Raw genomic sequence first — 15,899 nt, 5'->3', positions numbered from 1 at the left:
AAAAAACTAACAAAATCCAAGTAAAATAAGAATTTAAATAAAAATTTAATAATAAGAATAATCAAAATAGTTACAACGGTGATAAAATGTCCGATATTAAAAAAGTAGATGATTTTATAACAGAAGCAGGAGTGTTTTTCCTTGCAAGCATAGATGGTGATCAAGCGAAATGCAGACCATTAGGATTCCATATGTTAGTTGATGAAAAAATATACTTCGGAGTAGGAACATTCAAAGAAGTATGGAAACAAATCCAAGAAAACCCGAAAATAGAAATCGTTGCACTAAGCCCAAACAAAGACAAATTCATTAGATATTATGGAACCGCAACGGCAGATAGCAATCCTGAACTTGTTGAAAAAACCTTTGAGTTGATGCCAGAAATTGCCGCCATTTATAAAGAAAACGGATGGGAAATGGGAATATTTTACCTAGATGATGCAACAGCCGAATTCAGGAATATGATGGCAGTTGAAGAAACTTTAAAATTTAAATATTAATGCTTTTATGCATTAATATTCATTTATTATATTTAGTGCGTTTAATGTTCTTGGAAAACCAATATAAGGTAAAAGAATAGTTAATGCATCAATTAAAATCTCTTTTTCATTACCAACATTAAAATTAGCCAAAACATGAGCTCTTAACTGACTCTCACAACCACCCAATGTTGCAAGTACACAGAATGTAATTAATTCACGGTCCTGATCGGACAATGCATCTCTCGTATAGAAATCACCAAAGCAGTATCCTGCCAAAAAGTCATTGAATCTTTCCTGACCTTCAGGAGTATTATCAATCATAGTCTGAATTACTTCATCACCAAAATATCTTTTTTGAATTTCTAAACCCTTTTCATGTCTATTATCCACATTGACTGTAGATATACTTTCTAAAGGAAGGTCAACACCATTTTTTGCTAAAACATCATTTGTAATTTCAAATAATTCAAATGTTTTTCCAAGACCAACATAAGCAACGGCCTGATATAAAACCTCTTTAATTTCAATAGGAGACAAAACTTCAAGAGCATCACGAACAGCTATAGCATATTTTTCTTTTGATGTGTTTGTTATTAAAGTAGATAATGTTACAATGAATCTGGTTCTTTTTGATATGGAAACATATTCCAATATTTCATGATTATTGAAATTATTGAAAATATGAAAAAAATCTGGATCATTTCTCTTTAGTCTCAAATCAATTCCCCCAACAAAATAATTAAATTTTTAGAAAAAAATAGTAAATTAAAAATTGAGAAAAAGAAAAAATTAATTTTTCTTTTTCATTAGATGATAAAATATTTAACCCAAATTATTCCCACATAACTGTAATAATAGTTTATCAAAACCCATATTTAAAATTAAGCATTTATATTTTAGTTTAACCTAAATAAAGTAGGAACAATTGATTAAATTTAGTTTAACCTAAGTTTAGTTAAATAATATTAATCATCACAATCTTTTTTCTTATAAAAGCCTAATAAATCGCCAATCATGAATGCGCCTACAAAAACGTATTTCATACCTTCATAAGCGACTGATTCAACACAATTTAATTTTACAACTTTTTTATCTTCTGTTTTTTCTTCTTCTTTTTCTTCTTCCCCTTCTGCTTTTTCCTCTTCTTTTTCTTTTATATCAATTATTTCTTCTTCAGCAACAGTTTCAATTTTCTCTTCTGCAACTTCTTCTTCTTTTTTAGCAGCCGTAGTTCTTCTTCTTTTAGTTCTTCTTGCCATAAAATCATCCCCTATTTAAAAGTTTTAAACCTTTAATTAATATTTATAGAAAAGTAATATATAAAACTAATTATTAAATATTTAGTTTAACTAAAAAAAAGGACAAATATTTAGTTTAATCAAAATTAATTCCTCTTTAGCACATATATCGAAATTGGAAGAGCAAAAAATGTTACTAAAGAGGCAATGAAATATAATGGAGCATAACCTGTTGCGGGCGATACAAAAAATCCCAATAATGCTGGTCCAAAACCTATTGTAGCATCACAGAAAATGAAAAATGTCGAAAGTGCATAAGAGCGACGATTTTCAGAGGCATTTCTTGTAACAATAATGGTGGCTGCAGAATTTAAAGTACCAAAACCCAAAGCCAAACAAACTGCACAAATGAAAACAGTAATATAAGATGGTGAAAATGCAATTAAAAAAATTCCAATACTTTGTGCAACAATTCCAACAACACATACAATTAAATCTCCGCCATTATCCTGAATTCTACCTGCAACAGGTCTTGACAGAACCAGACAGATTGAATAGATTACAAAAAACCATGAAAATGCATCAACCAAATTAACTTCGACCGCATACAATCTATAGAAAGATAGAATTGAAACATAACCTAAAGCCGTTAATGCTGTGAAAAAAGAAACGGGAATCGCTTTAATCTCAAAAATTTTTTCTAAAAATGAATAATTATTTTCTTCTTTATCATTAGATTTGTGTTTAGAATCATATTTATTGATGTCAATGAAAGCCACACATAATAATGCGATAGCTGAAAAGACCATAGCAGCCACAAAACAGCCAAAAGAAGAAAAATTATCATAAAGATATCCCCCAATATAAGGACCCAAACCGATAGCAATAGTAGTTCCCAGCATGAAATATCCGAATGCTTCGCCAAATCTCTTTTCAGGAAGTATGGCACTAGCTATTGTAACTATTGCATTTGCAGATGCTCCAAAGCCAATACCATGGATAAATCTCACAACGATGAAAAAGCTGACATCATGAACAAAAAAATACAAAAAACAAGCTAAAAAATGAATGGACATAAAAATTAATGCTATTTTTCTCCAGCCTATCCTTTCAAGAGCATTTCCAGAATATATTCTTGACAAAAGTCCACCAAAGACATATATTCCAGATACAAGACCTGCAATTGTAGCAGATGATCCCATTGAAGTTGCATACTCTGTAACAGTTGACATCAATGCATACATCACAAGAGCAGTAAACAATAATGCTCCAAAAATTAAGAAAAAGGATTTGGTAAATATCCTTTCATCATAATTTGCATTCATAATTCTTAAAAAAAATATGAAAAGAAGAAATTAATCTCCTTTATTCCAGTTTATAACACCATAAACAATACATAAAAGTGTGGATAATATAATTCCAATATATACTCCCCAAATCCATGGATCTTCAATACCAAAAACCACCATTATGCATCACTTCCTTTAGCATCTATATTTGAAAATGCTTTATCAATGACCTCTTCAGCCGGAGGTTTGGTGAGTAAACTTACAACAATAGTAAGTATTGCAGATACAGGCACAGCTATCAACATTACATCAATAAATGGCCAAGGTGCATTAGGCAATAAAGTTTCTACACCAAATATAAATTTACAAATACCTAATCCTACAGCAGTCTTTTTAAATACAAATATCATCCAGAATAAACTTACCAATGTTCCAGATAGAATTCCTGCAATAGCTCCCGGCCTTGTAATTCCTTTCCAGTACAGTGCACCTAAAAATACAGGTAAAAATGCAGCAGCACAGATTTCAAAGAAAAGGCTTGTACCAAGAGCAACTACACTTCCAGGTAATGAAAATGCCATTACTAAAGCTAGAATAATTGCAAGTAAAATACCTATTCTAGAAATAGAAACCTGATCCAATTTCTGTTTGGATTTGTTTCTTATTGTACCGTAGATATCTACACCGAATGCTGTTCCCTGAGTATGCAATTGTGAAGATATTGTTGACATAGCAGCCGCAATTAATGATAATAAAAAGATATATACAAACCATTCAGGCAATGCTGATGTAATGAATGTAGGAATAATTTTATCAATATTTCCCTGGACAACATCCACAGCTATTTTACCCAATTTCTGATAGAAATAAACATTTGATAATGAACCTACGATATAAGCCGTTGTTGGCATGACTGCAATGAAAATACCACCAATTAAAACAGAACGATTTAATTCTTTATCTGATTTAACAGTCATGAACCTTACAATCAATGAAGGTTGGGCAAGTACACCAATACCTACACCAATAAGTGTGGATGATACTAATGACCACCAGAATGTAGTTCCAAACGTCGGAAAACTCGTCCATCCCGTACCACCTGTGGCTGTGGCCTCCGCAGGATATAAGTTTACCATATTTGTAAGGGCTGTGTTTGCATGTGTAACTCCTCCAAGTAACCAATAAACGAACACAAGTAAAAATATCATTGCAATTACCATAATAGTTCCCTGTAATGCATCAGTATACATTACACCACGGATTCCTCCAAACAATACATAAAATGTGATAATAATAGATAGTATAAGCAATGCAATACTAAAATCAATTAAAAGTGAAGATTCTAAAAATCTTGCAGCCCCAATTAAAACTACCGCAGCATATAACGGCATTGCACAAAAAATAACTAAACCTGAGAAATAATGGATAAATTTAGAATCAAAACGCTTTCCTAAAAACTCCGGAAATGTTAAGGATTCCAAAGCATGCCCCATTCTACGGGTTCTTTTTCCTAAAAATACAAATGCGATGAATACACCAATAATAATATTTAAGAATGCCAACCATAAAACACTCATCCCATATTCACCAGCAACTCCACCGAAACCTACAATAGCTGCTGTCGATATAAAAGTAGCACCATAACTCATTGCCATAATAAATGGATGAGTATCTTTACCAGCTATCATAAAATCTTCAGAGGAATTAGTTTTTTTGTATGCATAATAACCTACAAAAACTAATGCAAAAATATAGATTATAAAAACAATAGCTAAAATCATTACGTCCATAAATAAACCTCTAAATCATATTACTATTAACTATATATTACCTAATTTATTTAAACTATTTCATTGAAAATTTTCATTAAAATACAATTTCCACAAATAATTATTCATTCAAAAATTTTTTAATAATGAAAAAGCAATGAAAAGGCATTTTTAAACATGATATGGATAGTACACAATTGTACAATTAAAAAATCTTTATATTATATGAAAAACCAATTATTAATGTATAAAAAAATAATATAGGGATTAATATGTTTTGGGATGAAAAAGCAGAATGTATGAATAAAGAAGAAAAAGAAAAGGTTCAACTTGAACGATTGCAAAAGACCGTTGAGTTAGCATACAACAATGTAGAATTTTATAAAAAACGATTTGACGAAATTGGATTAAAACCAGAAGATATAAAAACTTTAAAAGATATTGAAAAAATACCATTTACAACAAAAAGTGACTTAAGACAAGCATATCCACTTGGACTTTTGGCAGTTCCACGTGAAGAAATTGTAGAAATCCATGCATCTTCAGGAACTACCGGAAAACCTACCGTAACTGCATATACACAAAACGACCTGGAAATATGGGGAGAATGCATTGCACGTGGATTGAAAATGGCAGGTGCCGAAAAAGATTATATTATCCAAAATGCATATGGATACGGATTATTTACAGGAGGATTTGGAATACATCATGGTGGAAACAAAATGGGTGCAATTACAATACCAATTTCTGCCGGAAACACACAAAGGCAATTAGATACAATGGTAGACTTTCAAAGTGACATTTTAACATGTACTCCTTCTTATGCAATGTATCTTGGAGAATCTAGAGAAAAAGCAGGAATCCCTTTAGAAGATATTAATTTAAAAATAGGAATCCATGGAGCAGAAATGTGGACAAATGAAATGAGAAAAAGAATCGAATCATCCCTCGGAATAAAAACTCACAATATTTATGGATTAACTGAAGTAATGGGTCCCGGAGTTGCACAGGAATGTGATGAACAAAACGGAATGCACATACAAGACGATCATTTTTATCCTGAAATAATAAACCCAAAAACAGGAGAAACATTAGAGTCTGGTGAAAATGGAGAATTAGTATTAACTTCCCTTACCAAAACAGGAATGCCTATTTTAAGATTTAGAACCAAAGATTTAACTTCATTGATTGATGAAAAATGTGAATGTGGAAGAACAACTGTTAGAATGACTAGAATCACTGGAAGAAGCGATGACATGTTAAAAATCAAAGGTGTTATGGTATTCCCATCACAAATCGAAAAAGCATTGCTTAAAGTTAGTGGAAGTACTCCAAACTATTTAATACATGTAACAAGACCAGACATTCTTGATGAAGTGGAAGTTAAAGTCGAAGCATCAAAAGAATTATTCTCAAGTGAAATCAGAAAAATGGAAAAATTAGAAAAACAAATACAAGCATCAATCAGATCAGAAACCGGATTAAGAGTAGATGTTACATTATGCGAACCTGAATCACTCCCAAGAAGTGAAGGAAAAGCTGTTCGTGTAATTGATGAAAGAGAGTTATAGGTGATAACATGGCAATTCAAATTTCAGTATTTATCGAAAACAAAGAAGGAAGAATCAGAAAAGCTATTGATACATTAGCAAAAGCAGGGATAAATATACGTGCATTATCTGTTGCAGATACAACCAAATATGGAATTTTAAGATTGATTGTATCAGATAACGAAAAAGCAACTAAAGCACTTGAAGATGATGGATTCATTGTAAAAGGAAGTGAAGTTGTTGTAGCAATAATTCAAGACAAACCAAATGGATTAAATTCAGTATTGGCACTTCTAGATGATGCAGACATTAACTTAGAATATATCTATGCATTCGTAGGTAATGAACCTGGTGAAGCTGTTGTGGCAATGAAAGTAGAAGACACTGCAAAAGCAAAAGGTGTCTTTAAGAAAAATAATATAAAAATACTTACAAAATACGATATAGAAAAGATTTAAATCTTTTCTTATTATTTTTTAAACACCACAAACCTAATATTAATTAAAATTTTAAAAAAAAAAGTAAAAATTACCAAAAGAATTAGAATTCTTTTAATAATTTAGCAATATCATCTCTAGAGTATCCTAAACGTGGAAGTAAACTTTTAACTGGTTCTGAATCTGGAATTGTACCGAGTTCTCTCCAGCTTTTAAAATCATTGTTTAAGATACTGTTAATTAAAAGTTGAATTGTAATTAAATCATCACTTTTAACTGCTATGAAAGCATCTTCATCTTGAAAATGACCTTCAGGGTCAATTAGTGTTAATTTTCCAGTCCTATCTTTTTTCACAATAGCATTATCTATTTGGTAAGCCATAATATCCCAACTTTTCTATCTGTTTAAAGATTTAATCATAATAATATATAAATATTTAACCTTTGATTGAATTGTATCCCTTTTCAATAGCGTTCAAATTTAACTCATGAAATTTTGGATGCAAGTTATTTTTCATTGCATCAATTACTGAATCTTTTGATAATGGGAAATTATCATCAGCAGTTACTGCACCTAAAAGTACCATATTTAAAGACAATATATTTCCAGCATCTAAAGCTAAATCAGTAGCATCAATAGGAATAACATGAGTAAAATTCTCTTTTAAAGCATTTGTAATACTATCAACAGCAGGATAAGCTTCATTTGTTGAAGATGGAATAATCGGATGAGTATTATATACAATTTTACTATCCTTATTTACTTTATGCAATCCACGAATCGTTTCTACAGGTTCAAATGAAAGCAACATATCTGCAGTTGTATCAGGAATGATTGAACTATTAAAATCACCTATTTTAAGTTCAGTTGATACGGATCCTCCCCTTTGTGACATTCCATGAATTTCACTCATTACAACATTCAAACCTTGATTCATTGCTGCTTCACCAATAATAACAGAGGTTTTAATAATTCCTTGACCTCCTACACCACAAATGTAAATACTGTAGCTCATTTTCCCACCTCCAATGCACCATATTTACAAACCTGAATACAGACACCACATCCATCACATGATGACTTATCAATTTCAATTTTTCCAGCGACTTTTGAAATAGCAGGACATGCAAGTTCATTTACACATTTATCACAATGATTACAATTAGATTCAACCAAATTAACTGGAGGTTTTTTAGTTAAACCTTTAATTAGAGTACATGGTGCTTTTGATATAATTACTGCAGTATCATCCCTTTCAAAAGCTTCCTTATATGTTTTGACAACCTGCTCCAAGTTAAACGGATTAATTACACGAACATAATCTACACCACAAGCTAGAGCTAATTTACGAATAGATATTTCCGGTGCTTCATCACCCATTCCATCTACAGGAATACCAGGATTTGGCTGACCACCAGTCATTGCAGTAATCCTATTATCCAAAACAGTCAATACAAAATTATGTTTATTGTGAACTGCATTGATTAATGGTGAAATACCACTGTGGAAAAATGTAGAATCTCCAATGAAACTTGCTACTTTTTGATCAGTTGAAACTGAAAATCCACAGCCATCTCCCACACTGGAACCCATAGATAATAAATAATCTGCAGCATTGTACGGAGGATTAATACCTAATGTATAACATCCAATATCAGATGCAAAAACAACATCAGAAGTTTTTAAACCTAATTCATCAATAGCTATATTAATTCCATAATACATTGCTCTGTGAGGACATCCTGCACATAATACAGGGGCTCTTGATGGAATAGTATTAATTAATTCATTTAAATTATCCGTAAAAGTAATATTTTCATTATTTAAGAAGTTTAAAACATTATTAAAACCTTTACTTACAATATCAGAGTTGAATTCATAACATTGAGGTAAAGTTCCATCCAATTTACCATGAACAGTGATATCAAGATTTTCACGACCAATAATAGCTAAAACTTCTTTTTCCATTATAGGATCAACTTCTTCAACAATAAAGACTTCATCCAAATCTTTAATAAATTCCAATACTTTTTTATCCGGAAATGGGTAGGAAAATCCGATTTTTAAGATATCCATATCCAAATTATGATATTTAATAACATCAAAAGCATAATTGAATGCACTTCCTGAAGAAATCACACCATATTTTTTATCATCAGCAAATGATGTTGAATCATTAAAATTGGAATTGTTTGTTTCATTGTTAATTTTACTGATTTTATCACATAATCTTTCATGCATTTTACCTGCAAATGCAGGAACAGGAACATATTTGGACGGGTCTTTATCAAAATGACCTCTCATCCAATGATTATCATTATTAGATGAATTCTCTTTAACATCACCAAATTCGACTACACCACGCATATGTGATACACGAGTAGTTGTTCTTACAATAACAGGCAAATTAAATTCTTCTGATAAATCAAATGCATATTTAACCATGTCCTTAACTTCCTGGCAATTAGAAGGTTCTAAAACAGGGACATTTGCCAAACGTGCATAATTACGTGTATCCTGTTCATTCTGTGATGAAAAGAGTGAAGGATCATCTGCACTTAAAATTACCATTCCACCATTTACGCCAGTATATGCCGTAGTCATGAATGAATCTGCAGCCACATTCATTCCAACATGCTTCATGAATGTAAATGAACGAAGCCCAGAAGCTGCAGCTGTTGCTGCTACCTCCATTGCGACTTTTTCATTAGTGGAAAATTCAAAATAAATATTTGCATCTTTAGCTAAGACAGATAATATATTTCCAATTTCTGATGAAGGAGTACCGGGATAAGTGGCCGCAATAGAGATACCTGCTTCGATTACACCCCTTACGGCAGCTTCATTACCTAATAAAAATTGTTTATCACCTGATTCTCCTGTGACTAATTCTTTCAAATTCATATACTTTCCTCAAAATACTATTAATAGAGATGTTGGCAAACATTTGTAAAATTAATATTTAACTGTATTTTGTAATTTTACTAAGTTTAAACCAATTATTCTCTTAAAATAATTTATTAAATTTCATTTATTTTTTAAGAGAAAATTTTACTTAAATTTACCCTATCTTATTATATTTATTTGTTAATCTTAGTACTAATATGTTTATCTTTTAAGTACTTTAAAAAATAAGAACAAAATTGGAAAAAATACATTATCCTATTTCTTAAGAAAACAATGAAAATATTCTACCAATAATATGTTTAACAACCAAAAAAAAACACTCAAATCTTTGATTTAAATTAAAATAAGTAAAAAACTAAAAGAAAAAAAAATTTTAAATATCGCAATCAATTATATAATGGATTCTGTGAATAATCATATTATTAACCTGTTAAAGAATTAAATCAATACCTCTTATTATTGAAATAAATTATTTATATAAAATTAAACAAATTAATGATTAATGACTGAAAATATAGATATAATAAATAATTCAAAGAATGCATTATGGAAACTTTCTACCCCAATTTTTCTTCTTTCACTTTTTAATTCACTTTATTCTATAATTGATTTATTTTGGGTATCACAATTAAGTCCTGAAGCATTTTTCGCAATTGGTGTTGCCCACCCATTACTTTAATGATATTAGGATTTGGAGAATCATTAGGGATTGGAACTAATTCAATAATATCAAGAGAAATAGGTGAAAAAGACTATGATGATTCATATAATTCAATTTTGCACGGTATTCTGACTTGTATCATACTAGGTGTAGTTTTAATATTAGCTATACCCTTTTTAAAAGATATATTGAATATAATGGGTGTTACCAAATCTATTGATTTAGCAATAACTTATTTAACTCCAATATTTATATTTTCATTTATAATTCTTATTTCAAATTTATTTGTAAGTACCCTTCAAGCAGAAGGAAATACTAGAACGCCAACTATCATAATTATTATAACAAATATTATAAATTTAATTTTGGATCCTCTTTTTATTTTTGTTTTTAATTGGGGAATTTTAGGTGTAGCATATGCAACAGTAGTATCTACAGCAATTTCTGTCATTTGTTTCTTATATTTATATTTAAGTGGAAAAACCCAAGTTGTTTTAAACTTAAAATATTTCAAAGTGGGAATTGTTTATGAAATATTTATAGTAGCTATTCCAAATTTTATCATGAACATGTTATGGAGTTTTTACATGATGTATATTAATAAAATTTTAATTGTCCAACTTGGTCAAATTGGAGTATTACTATATTCAACAGCATCACAAATTCAAACATTAATCTCAACACCACAAAAAGCATTCAGTAAATCAATAGTAACTATTTGTGGACAGTTATTTGGTGCAAAAAAACTCAATAAATTAAAGGAAATGTATAATTACACACTCAAATATTCATTAATTATTTCCCTAATTACTACTATAGTATTCTTCTTCATAAGAGATTATGGATTTGCTTTATTTTCCATTACAGGAGCTGAAACATCAGTATTTTATATTGCATTATTTGGTATTTTCATAATATCCGCTCAAGAGATAACGATAATATCAAATAAAATGTTAGATGGAATTGGAAAAAGTTATCATTCATTAGTATTAACAAATGGTTTGATAATTTTTGAAATAATAATCATTGCATTGTTATCCCAAATTTTTACTTCAGGAGTAGGTGTTTTGATTGGAATGGCAATAAGTGAAGTAGTATTTTCCATTATCACTTATTCTGTAGCAAAAACTATTTTAAACGGCGATAATTTTATGGAAGAAGAAATTGTAATTATGGAAGAAAAAGTCGAAATTATAGAAGGAGTGTTGGCGGAAATTATTAGTTATTAATAACAGTTCAATTTTTTACTAATTTTTTACATTAATTTTAAATAAAGTTCAATTATAAACTTTCAATTTTTTTGCTTGATTTTTTCTTATTTTTTTCATTTCTTGGGATTTTTAACTTCAATTTTTTTTATACTATTTAAATTATTGTTAATATTTGATAATATTAGTTATTTATTTTTTATTCTAACTATAAGTTATTAAAATTTATTTATATTATAAATTACAAATATATAATTAATTATAGTTAATTCTATAATTATTTAATTAATTATATGGGGTTTTGATTTATATGATTTTAAATTCACTGATTCTAAGTGATAAAAGTAGGGAAATTGATAAAATGGATGAAGAATTTCGGCTTATGTATCTTGCATCTGTTATTGTGGATGGTGCTTTTAATTTCTTTAAAATTGAACGAATAACGTCTGGTAAAGGAAAACCTCCATTTGAACTTAAAGATATGATTAAACTAATTTTTTATGGTTATATTAATAAAATAACAAGTTCTGTAGTCTTGGCTTATAATGCTAAATTTAATTATTTGTATAATTTAATTTCACAAGGTATTGAACCAAAAGATCGAACTATTCGGGATTATCGTGAGTATTTTCAAGGAATTTTCCAGTTAATTATGAATTTTATTCTAATTATGGCTAATAAACTGGGTTTAACTGATTTTAAACATATTGCGGTTGATGGGACAATAAAAAAGGCATATAATTCACCATTTAATATAATTAAAGAAAAAGACATTAGGCTATTAATTAAGCATTATATGGTTGAAGAATTGTCAAAAGATGAAATTAAACAGCTTAGAAGAACAGCAAGAAATTTTTTAATGGATGAATCAGTATCTGACGAAGAAAAAGTTGATATTTTGTTTCATTGGTGGCAGTTGTTGGATTATTCTGGTCAGGTGTCGTTGGCTTTGAATGATCATGATGCTCGATTAATGAAAATTAAAGATAAAGGACAAAAATATCCTAAATTTGCATATAATATACAATTGGGGACTGATACAAAATCAAAGTTGATTTGTGGAGTTAATGCAGTTCAAAATCCCACAGACCATTATCAAATTCCTGCATTAATGAATCAAATCCTCGTTAATTTAAAAATTAAACCCGAAAAAATTAGCGCGGATACAATATATTCAACACTAGCAAATTTGCAATATCTCGAAGAATTAGGTATCACTGCCTTAATTCCAACAAAACAGCAAAATAGAGAGAATTCAGGTAATCTACCTGATAATCATTTTGCTATAGATTATTTTGTTTTTAATGAATATAAAAATGTTTTTATTTGTCCAGAAAAACAAGAATTAACACTTGACGGTGCATATCCCGCACCACAAGAAAAAGGGGGAGGAAATAAAATCAAATTAGTCTATTCCAACTACCAAGCTTGCAAAAAATGCAAACATAAAGGAACCTGCTACACAACAAACCACAGAACAATAACAAGATACGTTCACGACGTCACATACAAAGTAGAGCGATTAATGTCCACTGAAGATGGAATAAAAGACTATAAACTACGTTCAAAGACTGTAGAAGCACACAACGGAACTTTCAAAAGAATCTATGATTATGACCATATTCCAATAATTGGTTTAAAAAGAGTACAAAACCTAATGTTTGCCATTGTAGCCTCATACAATCTAATAAGATTATTTAATCTAATAAAAATAAATAAAATGGATTTAAATTCAGTTATTAGTGCAATAAAATTCATATCATTAACTTAATATAAGAAAATAAAATGGAGAAAATGAAAAATGTTCAAAATTAAATAATTTCCGCCAACACTCCATCATTTTAAAAAAAAAATACTAAATACATTGCGTTAAATCCAAGGATTAAAAACATCTTTATTTTTTATCTATTTTTTATCACATTTTTGAAAATTACCTTCCCAGGAAATATAACCTTTTCATATTCTCAAAGTTTATAAACATTGAAAATTAAAATTTTAACTAATATGTCAAATAATATTTTACTTAAATTTGCAAAAAAAGGAATTAATTTATCACCTGATGCTTATAAAAAAGTAATGCAATCAGACAATCCTACAAATTTTGCTTCTGAATTAATTGTAAAGCTTAAAAGTAGCGATTTTAAGGCTGTAGATTTAATAGCAGTTGATGGTAAAACAATTGATGTAATTACTGGCAATGTGGCTTCAAGTGAAGAAACTACAAGTGAAGTTCAAAAGAAAACAGAAGCTGAAGTAAAAACAGATGAAGCAATTGAACCAACTCCAAATGAAGATAAAAAAGAAGAATCAAAATCAGAAGGTATAATAAAAATTGATGAATCTGAAAAAGTAGAAGATACAAAAATAGAATTTAAAAGAAATTTAGAGAAAATCGATGTTGAATATGATTTTGAAGTCCTGCAGGACAGTTCTAATAAATCCTATACAAGTGGAGAAATTGGAGACTTAATTACCTATTTCCAATCAAGATATGAAAAATTAAGTAAAATATTAAGGCAAAGACCTGATTTAAAAATGACCACAAAAGTAGCTGATATTGAAGACGGTCAAACAACATTGAATTTAATTTTAATGGTTAAAGAAATAAGATCCACAAAAAATGGACATAAATTTGTTGAATTTGAAGATGATACTGGATCTATATCAATATTATTTTCTAATAAAAATGAAGAGCTATTTGCCGAAGCCGAAAAACTCGTTAGAGATGAAGTTGTTGGAGTAATTGCAAATAAAGATAATGACTTCGTTATAGCTAATCAGTTAATTTATCCTGGTGTTTTAAGAATTGAAGAAAAGAAAATGGATTTTGGAGTGGTATTTTTATCTGATGTTCACATTGGAAGTTTAACTTTCCTTGAAGATGCATTTCAAAAGTTCATTGACTGGATTAACTGTGAATTTGGTAATGAAGAACAAAGAAAAATCGCCGAAGATATTAAATATTTGATTATCGCAGGAGATATTGTTGACGGTATTGGTGTCTATCCTAATCAGGACAAAGAACTGTCCATTAAAGATATTCGTCAACAATATGAAGAAGCTGCAAGATTTTTAGGAAATGTAAGAAGTGACATTAAAATTATTATAACTCCGGGAAACCACGATGCTTCAAGACTTGCTGAACCACAGCCTGCTGTTCCTGAAGAGTATGCTAAATCACTGTACCAATTAAATAACGTTGAATTTGTAAGTAATCCGGCTGTAGTGTCTCTAGATGGTATTAACGTGTTAATTTACCACGGAGAAAGTTTCAATGAATTGCCAATGGCTATTAAAGGTTTAAGTTACGAGAAAAATGAAGAAATGATGGTTGAACTTTTAAGAAAGAGACATTTAGCTCCTATTTATGGTGAAAGAACTCCTTTAGCTTCTGAATTAGAAGATTACTTAGTTATAGAACATGTTCCTGATATTTTCCATACAGGCCACATTCACATTAATTCTTATAAAAAATACAATGGAATACATTTAATTAACTCAGGTACTTTCCAGACTCAAACGGAATACCAGAAAATAAAAAACATCGAACCTACTCCTGCTCAGGTTCCTGTAATACACAAAGGGGAATATAAGCTATTTAGATTTATAGATTAGTGATATTATGTATGATAATGTTTCAAAATTAATAGAAGTATGCAACAATCTTTACGACAAACAATTAGTTTCAGGAAAATCAGGTAATGTAAGTATTAGGCTTGGAGACTATATTGCTATTACACCTACTTTAAAAGCCATTAATGGATTAAATGAAGAAGATATAGTTTTGGTTGATATGAAATCCAATATATTGACTAAAGGTAACCCTTCATCCGAAATTGGAATGCATTTAGGAATTTATAATAAAAGAAAAGATGTTAATGCAATTATTCATACTCATTCTCCATATACAACTGGATTTGCTTTTAGCAATAAAAAAATTAAAAGATTAGAAGGTTTTGGTGAAATTAAAAATCAATATTTATCAAGTATTGAATACGAAAAACCGGGAAGTAAAGATCTTGCTGAAAAAGCATCCGAGGGCATTAAAAAAGAAGATGTGCTTATTTTAAAAAATCATGGTTTTATATGTGTTGGTAAAAATCTAAAAGAAACTGAATCTCTCGCTGTATTCATTGAAGAATCTGCAAAAACTCAATTCGTAGCTTATATGTTGAATTCAGTGAAAGATATTTAATATCATTCAACTGAATCTTTTGTTCTGGCTTCATATCCTTCATTAATCATTTTTAATATTAATCCGGATAATGAAGTATCTTCGCGAATAGCCATAATTTTAAGTTCTTTTTTCAAATCACTTGGTAAATTTATTGTAGTTTTGCTTACATCTGACATGTTA

The 15,899-nt window shown here is 29.5% G+C and carries 16 protein-coding genes; 7 read left to right on the top strand and 9 right to left on the bottom strand.

Features of this window, described 5'->3' with window-relative positions:
• The first annotated feature begins 86 nt into the window (after positions 1–86).
• Positions 87–500, top strand: coding sequence for a pyridoxamine 5'-phosphate oxidase family protein (locus tag ACKI5C_RS05875; protein WP_407432242.1), 414 nt, complete (start codon positions 87–89; stop codon positions 498–500).
• A 12-nt stretch (positions 501–512) separates the two neighbouring features.
• On the opposite strand, the gene ACKI5C_RS05870 is transcribed toward ACKI5C_RS05875, so the two are convergent.
• The 5 genes from ACKI5C_RS05870 to ACKI5C_RS05850 form a co-directional block, all read right to left on the bottom strand.
• Positions 513–1,199, bottom strand: coding sequence for a carboxymuconolactone decarboxylase family protein (locus tag ACKI5C_RS05870; RefSeq protein WP_407432241.1), 687 nt, complete (start codon positions 1,197–1,199; stop codon positions 513–515).
• A gap of 248 nt (positions 1,200–1,447) precedes the next feature.
• On the bottom strand, positions 1,448–1,741 hold the full coding sequence (locus tag ACKI5C_RS05865) for a hypothetical protein (protein WP_407432240.1): 294 nt from the start codon (positions 1,739–1,741) through the stop codon (positions 1,448–1,450).
• Between the two features lie 125 nt (positions 1,742–1,866).
• Complete coding sequence (locus tag ACKI5C_RS05860) at positions 1,867–3,045, bottom strand: MFS transporter (RefSeq protein ID WP_407432239.1); 1,179 nt, start codon at positions 3,043–3,045, stop codon at positions 1,867–1,869.
• Positions 3,046–3,075: 30 nt separating this feature from the next.
• Complete coding sequence (locus ACKI5C_RS05855; protein ID WP_407432238.1) at positions 3,076–3,189, bottom strand: symporter small accessory protein; 114 nt, start codon at positions 3,187–3,189, stop codon at positions 3,076–3,078.
• Positions 3,189–4,799: a sodium:solute symporter gene (locus tag ACKI5C_RS05850; RefSeq protein WP_407432237.1), complete on the bottom strand. Its 1,611-nt coding sequence runs from the start codon at positions 4,797–4,799 to the stop codon at positions 3,189–3,191. Before ACKI5C_RS05850 ends, ACKI5C_RS05855 begins: the two co-directional genes overlap by 1 nt.
• Before the next feature lie 251 nt (positions 4,800–5,050).
• Between ACKI5C_RS05850 and ACKI5C_RS05845 the strand changes: the two genes are divergently transcribed.
• Together ACKI5C_RS05845 and ACKI5C_RS05840 are read left to right on the top strand one after the other, a co-directional pair.
• Positions 5,051–6,349 (top strand): phenylacetate--CoA ligase family protein, encoded by a 1,299-nt coding sequence (locus tag ACKI5C_RS05845; protein ID WP_407432236.1) that lies wholly within the window; start codon positions 5,051–5,053, stop codon positions 6,347–6,349.
• 8 nt (positions 6,350–6,357) lie between these two features.
• Entirely contained in the window at positions 6,358–6,786 is a 429-nt protein-coding gene (locus ACKI5C_RS05840; RefSeq protein WP_407432235.1) for an amino acid-binding protein, read from the top strand.
• Positions 6,787–6,868: 82 nt separating this feature from the next.
• Here the strand turns inward: ACKI5C_RS05840 and ACKI5C_RS05835 are convergent, their stop codons facing one another.
• From ACKI5C_RS05835 to iorA, 3 genes are read right to left on the bottom strand one after another with little or no spacing between them, the layout of a single operon-like run.
• Positions 6,869–7,147: a hypothetical protein gene (locus tag ACKI5C_RS05835; protein WP_296806418.1), complete on the bottom strand. Its 279-nt coding sequence runs from the start codon at positions 7,145–7,147 to the stop codon at positions 6,869–6,871.
• A gap of 55 nt (positions 7,148–7,202) precedes the next feature.
• On the bottom strand, positions 7,203–7,781 hold the full coding sequence (locus tag ACKI5C_RS05830) for an indolepyruvate oxidoreductase subunit beta (protein ID WP_407432234.1): 579 nt from the start codon (positions 7,779–7,781) through the stop codon (positions 7,203–7,205).
• The gene (iorA, locus tag ACKI5C_RS05825) at positions 7,778–9,670 is read right to left on the bottom strand and encodes an indolepyruvate ferredoxin oxidoreductase subunit alpha (RefSeq protein ID WP_407432233.1); all 1,893 of its coding nucleotides are present in this window, start codon (positions 9,668–9,670) and stop codon (positions 7,778–7,780) included. Before iorA ends, ACKI5C_RS05830 begins: the two co-directional genes overlap by 4 nt.
• Positions 9,671–10,351: 681 nt before the next feature.
• Here iorA and ACKI5C_RS05820 point away from each other — a divergent pair.
• The 4 genes from ACKI5C_RS05820 to ACKI5C_RS05805 all read left to right on the top strand — a co-directional run bounded on the left by ACKI5C_RS05820 (position 10,352) and on the right by ACKI5C_RS05805 (position 15,737).
• Positions 10,352–11,563 carry an MATE family efflux transporter gene (locus ACKI5C_RS05820; RefSeq protein WP_407432232.1) on the top strand — a complete coding sequence of 404 codons (1,212 nt, stop codon included), beginning with the start codon at positions 10,352–10,354 and terminating at the stop codon, positions 11,561–11,563.
• A 340-nt stretch (positions 11,564–11,903) separates the two neighbouring features.
• Complete coding sequence (locus ACKI5C_RS05815) at positions 11,904–13,313, top strand: transposase (RefSeq protein WP_407432231.1); 1,410 nt, start codon at positions 11,904–11,906, stop codon at positions 13,311–13,313.
• 233 nt (positions 13,314–13,546) lie between these two features.
• A complete protein-coding gene (locus tag ACKI5C_RS05810) occupies positions 13,547–15,157 on the top strand; it encodes a DNA-directed DNA polymerase II small subunit (protein ID WP_407432230.1) in 1,611 nt (536 codons plus the stop codon).
• 7 nt (positions 15,158–15,164) lie between these two features.
• Positions 15,165–15,737, top strand: a complete 573-nt coding sequence (locus ACKI5C_RS05805; protein ID WP_407432229.1) for a class II aldolase/adducin family protein — start codon at positions 15,165–15,167, stop codon at positions 15,735–15,737.
• 2 nt (positions 15,738–15,739) lie between these two features.
• Here the strand turns inward: ACKI5C_RS05805 and ACKI5C_RS05800 are convergent, their stop codons facing one another.
• Positions 15,740–15,895 carry a Met repressor gene (locus ACKI5C_RS05800; protein ID WP_296794143.1) on the bottom strand — a complete coding sequence of 52 codons (156 nt, stop codon included), beginning with the start codon at positions 15,893–15,895 and terminating at the stop codon, positions 15,740–15,742.
• Positions 15,896–15,899: the final 4 nt, after the last annotated feature.

The sequence above is a fragment of the Methanobrevibacter sp. genome, from assembly GCF_045646045.1.
Taxonomy (GTDB): domain Archaea; phylum Methanobacteriota; class Methanobacteria; order Methanobacteriales; family Methanobacteriaceae; genus Methanocatella.
The sequence above is the reverse complement of the archived record's forward strand: the minus strand, read 5'-3'. Positions and strand labels throughout refer to the sequence as shown.

What these genes read in the sequence shown, in the direction of transcription:
- ACKI5C_RS05860 (WP_407432239.1), bottom strand. Translation starts at nt 3,045, where the DNA reads ATGAATGCAAATTATGATGAAAGGATATTTACCAAATCCTTTTTCTTA.
- ACKI5C_RS05805 (WP_407432229.1), top strand. Translation starts at nt 15,165, where the DNA reads ATGTATGATAATGTTTCAAAATTAATAGAAGTATGCAACAATCTTTAC.
- ACKI5C_RS05875 (WP_407432242.1), top strand. Translation starts at nt 87, where the DNA reads ATGTCCGATATTAAAAAAGTAGATGATTTTATAACAGAAGCAGGAGTG.
- ACKI5C_RS05810 (WP_407432230.1), top strand. Translation starts at nt 13,547, where the DNA reads ATGTCAAATAATATTTTACTTAAATTTGCAAAAAAAGGAATTAATTTA.
- ACKI5C_RS05840 (WP_407432235.1), top strand. Translation starts at nt 6,358, where the DNA reads ATGGCAATTCAAATTTCAGTATTTATCGAAAACAAAGAAGGAAGAATC.
- ACKI5C_RS05830 (WP_407432234.1), bottom strand. Translation starts at nt 7,781, where the DNA reads ATGAGCTACAGTATTTACATTTGTGGTGTAGGAGGTCAAGGAATTATT.
- iorA (WP_407432233.1), bottom strand. Translation starts at nt 9,670, where the DNA reads ATGAATTTGAAAGAATTAGTCACAGGAGAATCAGGTGATAAACAATTT.
- ACKI5C_RS05845 (WP_407432236.1), top strand. Translation starts at nt 5,051, where the DNA reads ATGTTTTGGGATGAAAAAGCAGAATGTATGAATAAAGAAGAAAAAGAA.
- ACKI5C_RS05865 (WP_407432240.1), bottom strand. Translation starts at nt 1,741, where the DNA reads ATGGCAAGAAGAACTAAAAGAAGAAGAACTACGGCTGCTAAAAAAGAA.
- ACKI5C_RS05835 (WP_296806418.1), bottom strand. Translation starts at nt 7,147, where the DNA reads ATGGCTTACCAAATAGATAATGCTATTGTGAAAAAAGATAGGACTGGA.
- ACKI5C_RS05855 (WP_407432238.1), bottom strand. Translation starts at nt 3,189, where the DNA reads ATGGTGGTTTTTGGTATTGAAGATCCATGGATTTGGGGAGTATATATT.
- ACKI5C_RS05800 (WP_296794143.1), bottom strand. Translation starts at nt 15,895, where the DNA reads ATGTCAGATGTAAGCAAAACTACAATAAATTTACCAAGTGATTTGAAA.
- ACKI5C_RS05850 (WP_407432237.1), bottom strand. Translation starts at nt 4,799, where the DNA reads ATGGACGTAATGATTTTAGCTATTGTTTTTATAATCTATATTTTTGCA.
- ACKI5C_RS05820 (WP_407432232.1), top strand. Translation starts at nt 10,352, where the DNA reads ATGATATTAGGATTTGGAGAATCATTAGGGATTGGAACTAATTCAATA.
- ACKI5C_RS05815 (WP_407432231.1), top strand. Translation starts at nt 11,904, where the DNA reads ATGGATGAAGAATTTCGGCTTATGTATCTTGCATCTGTTATTGTGGAT.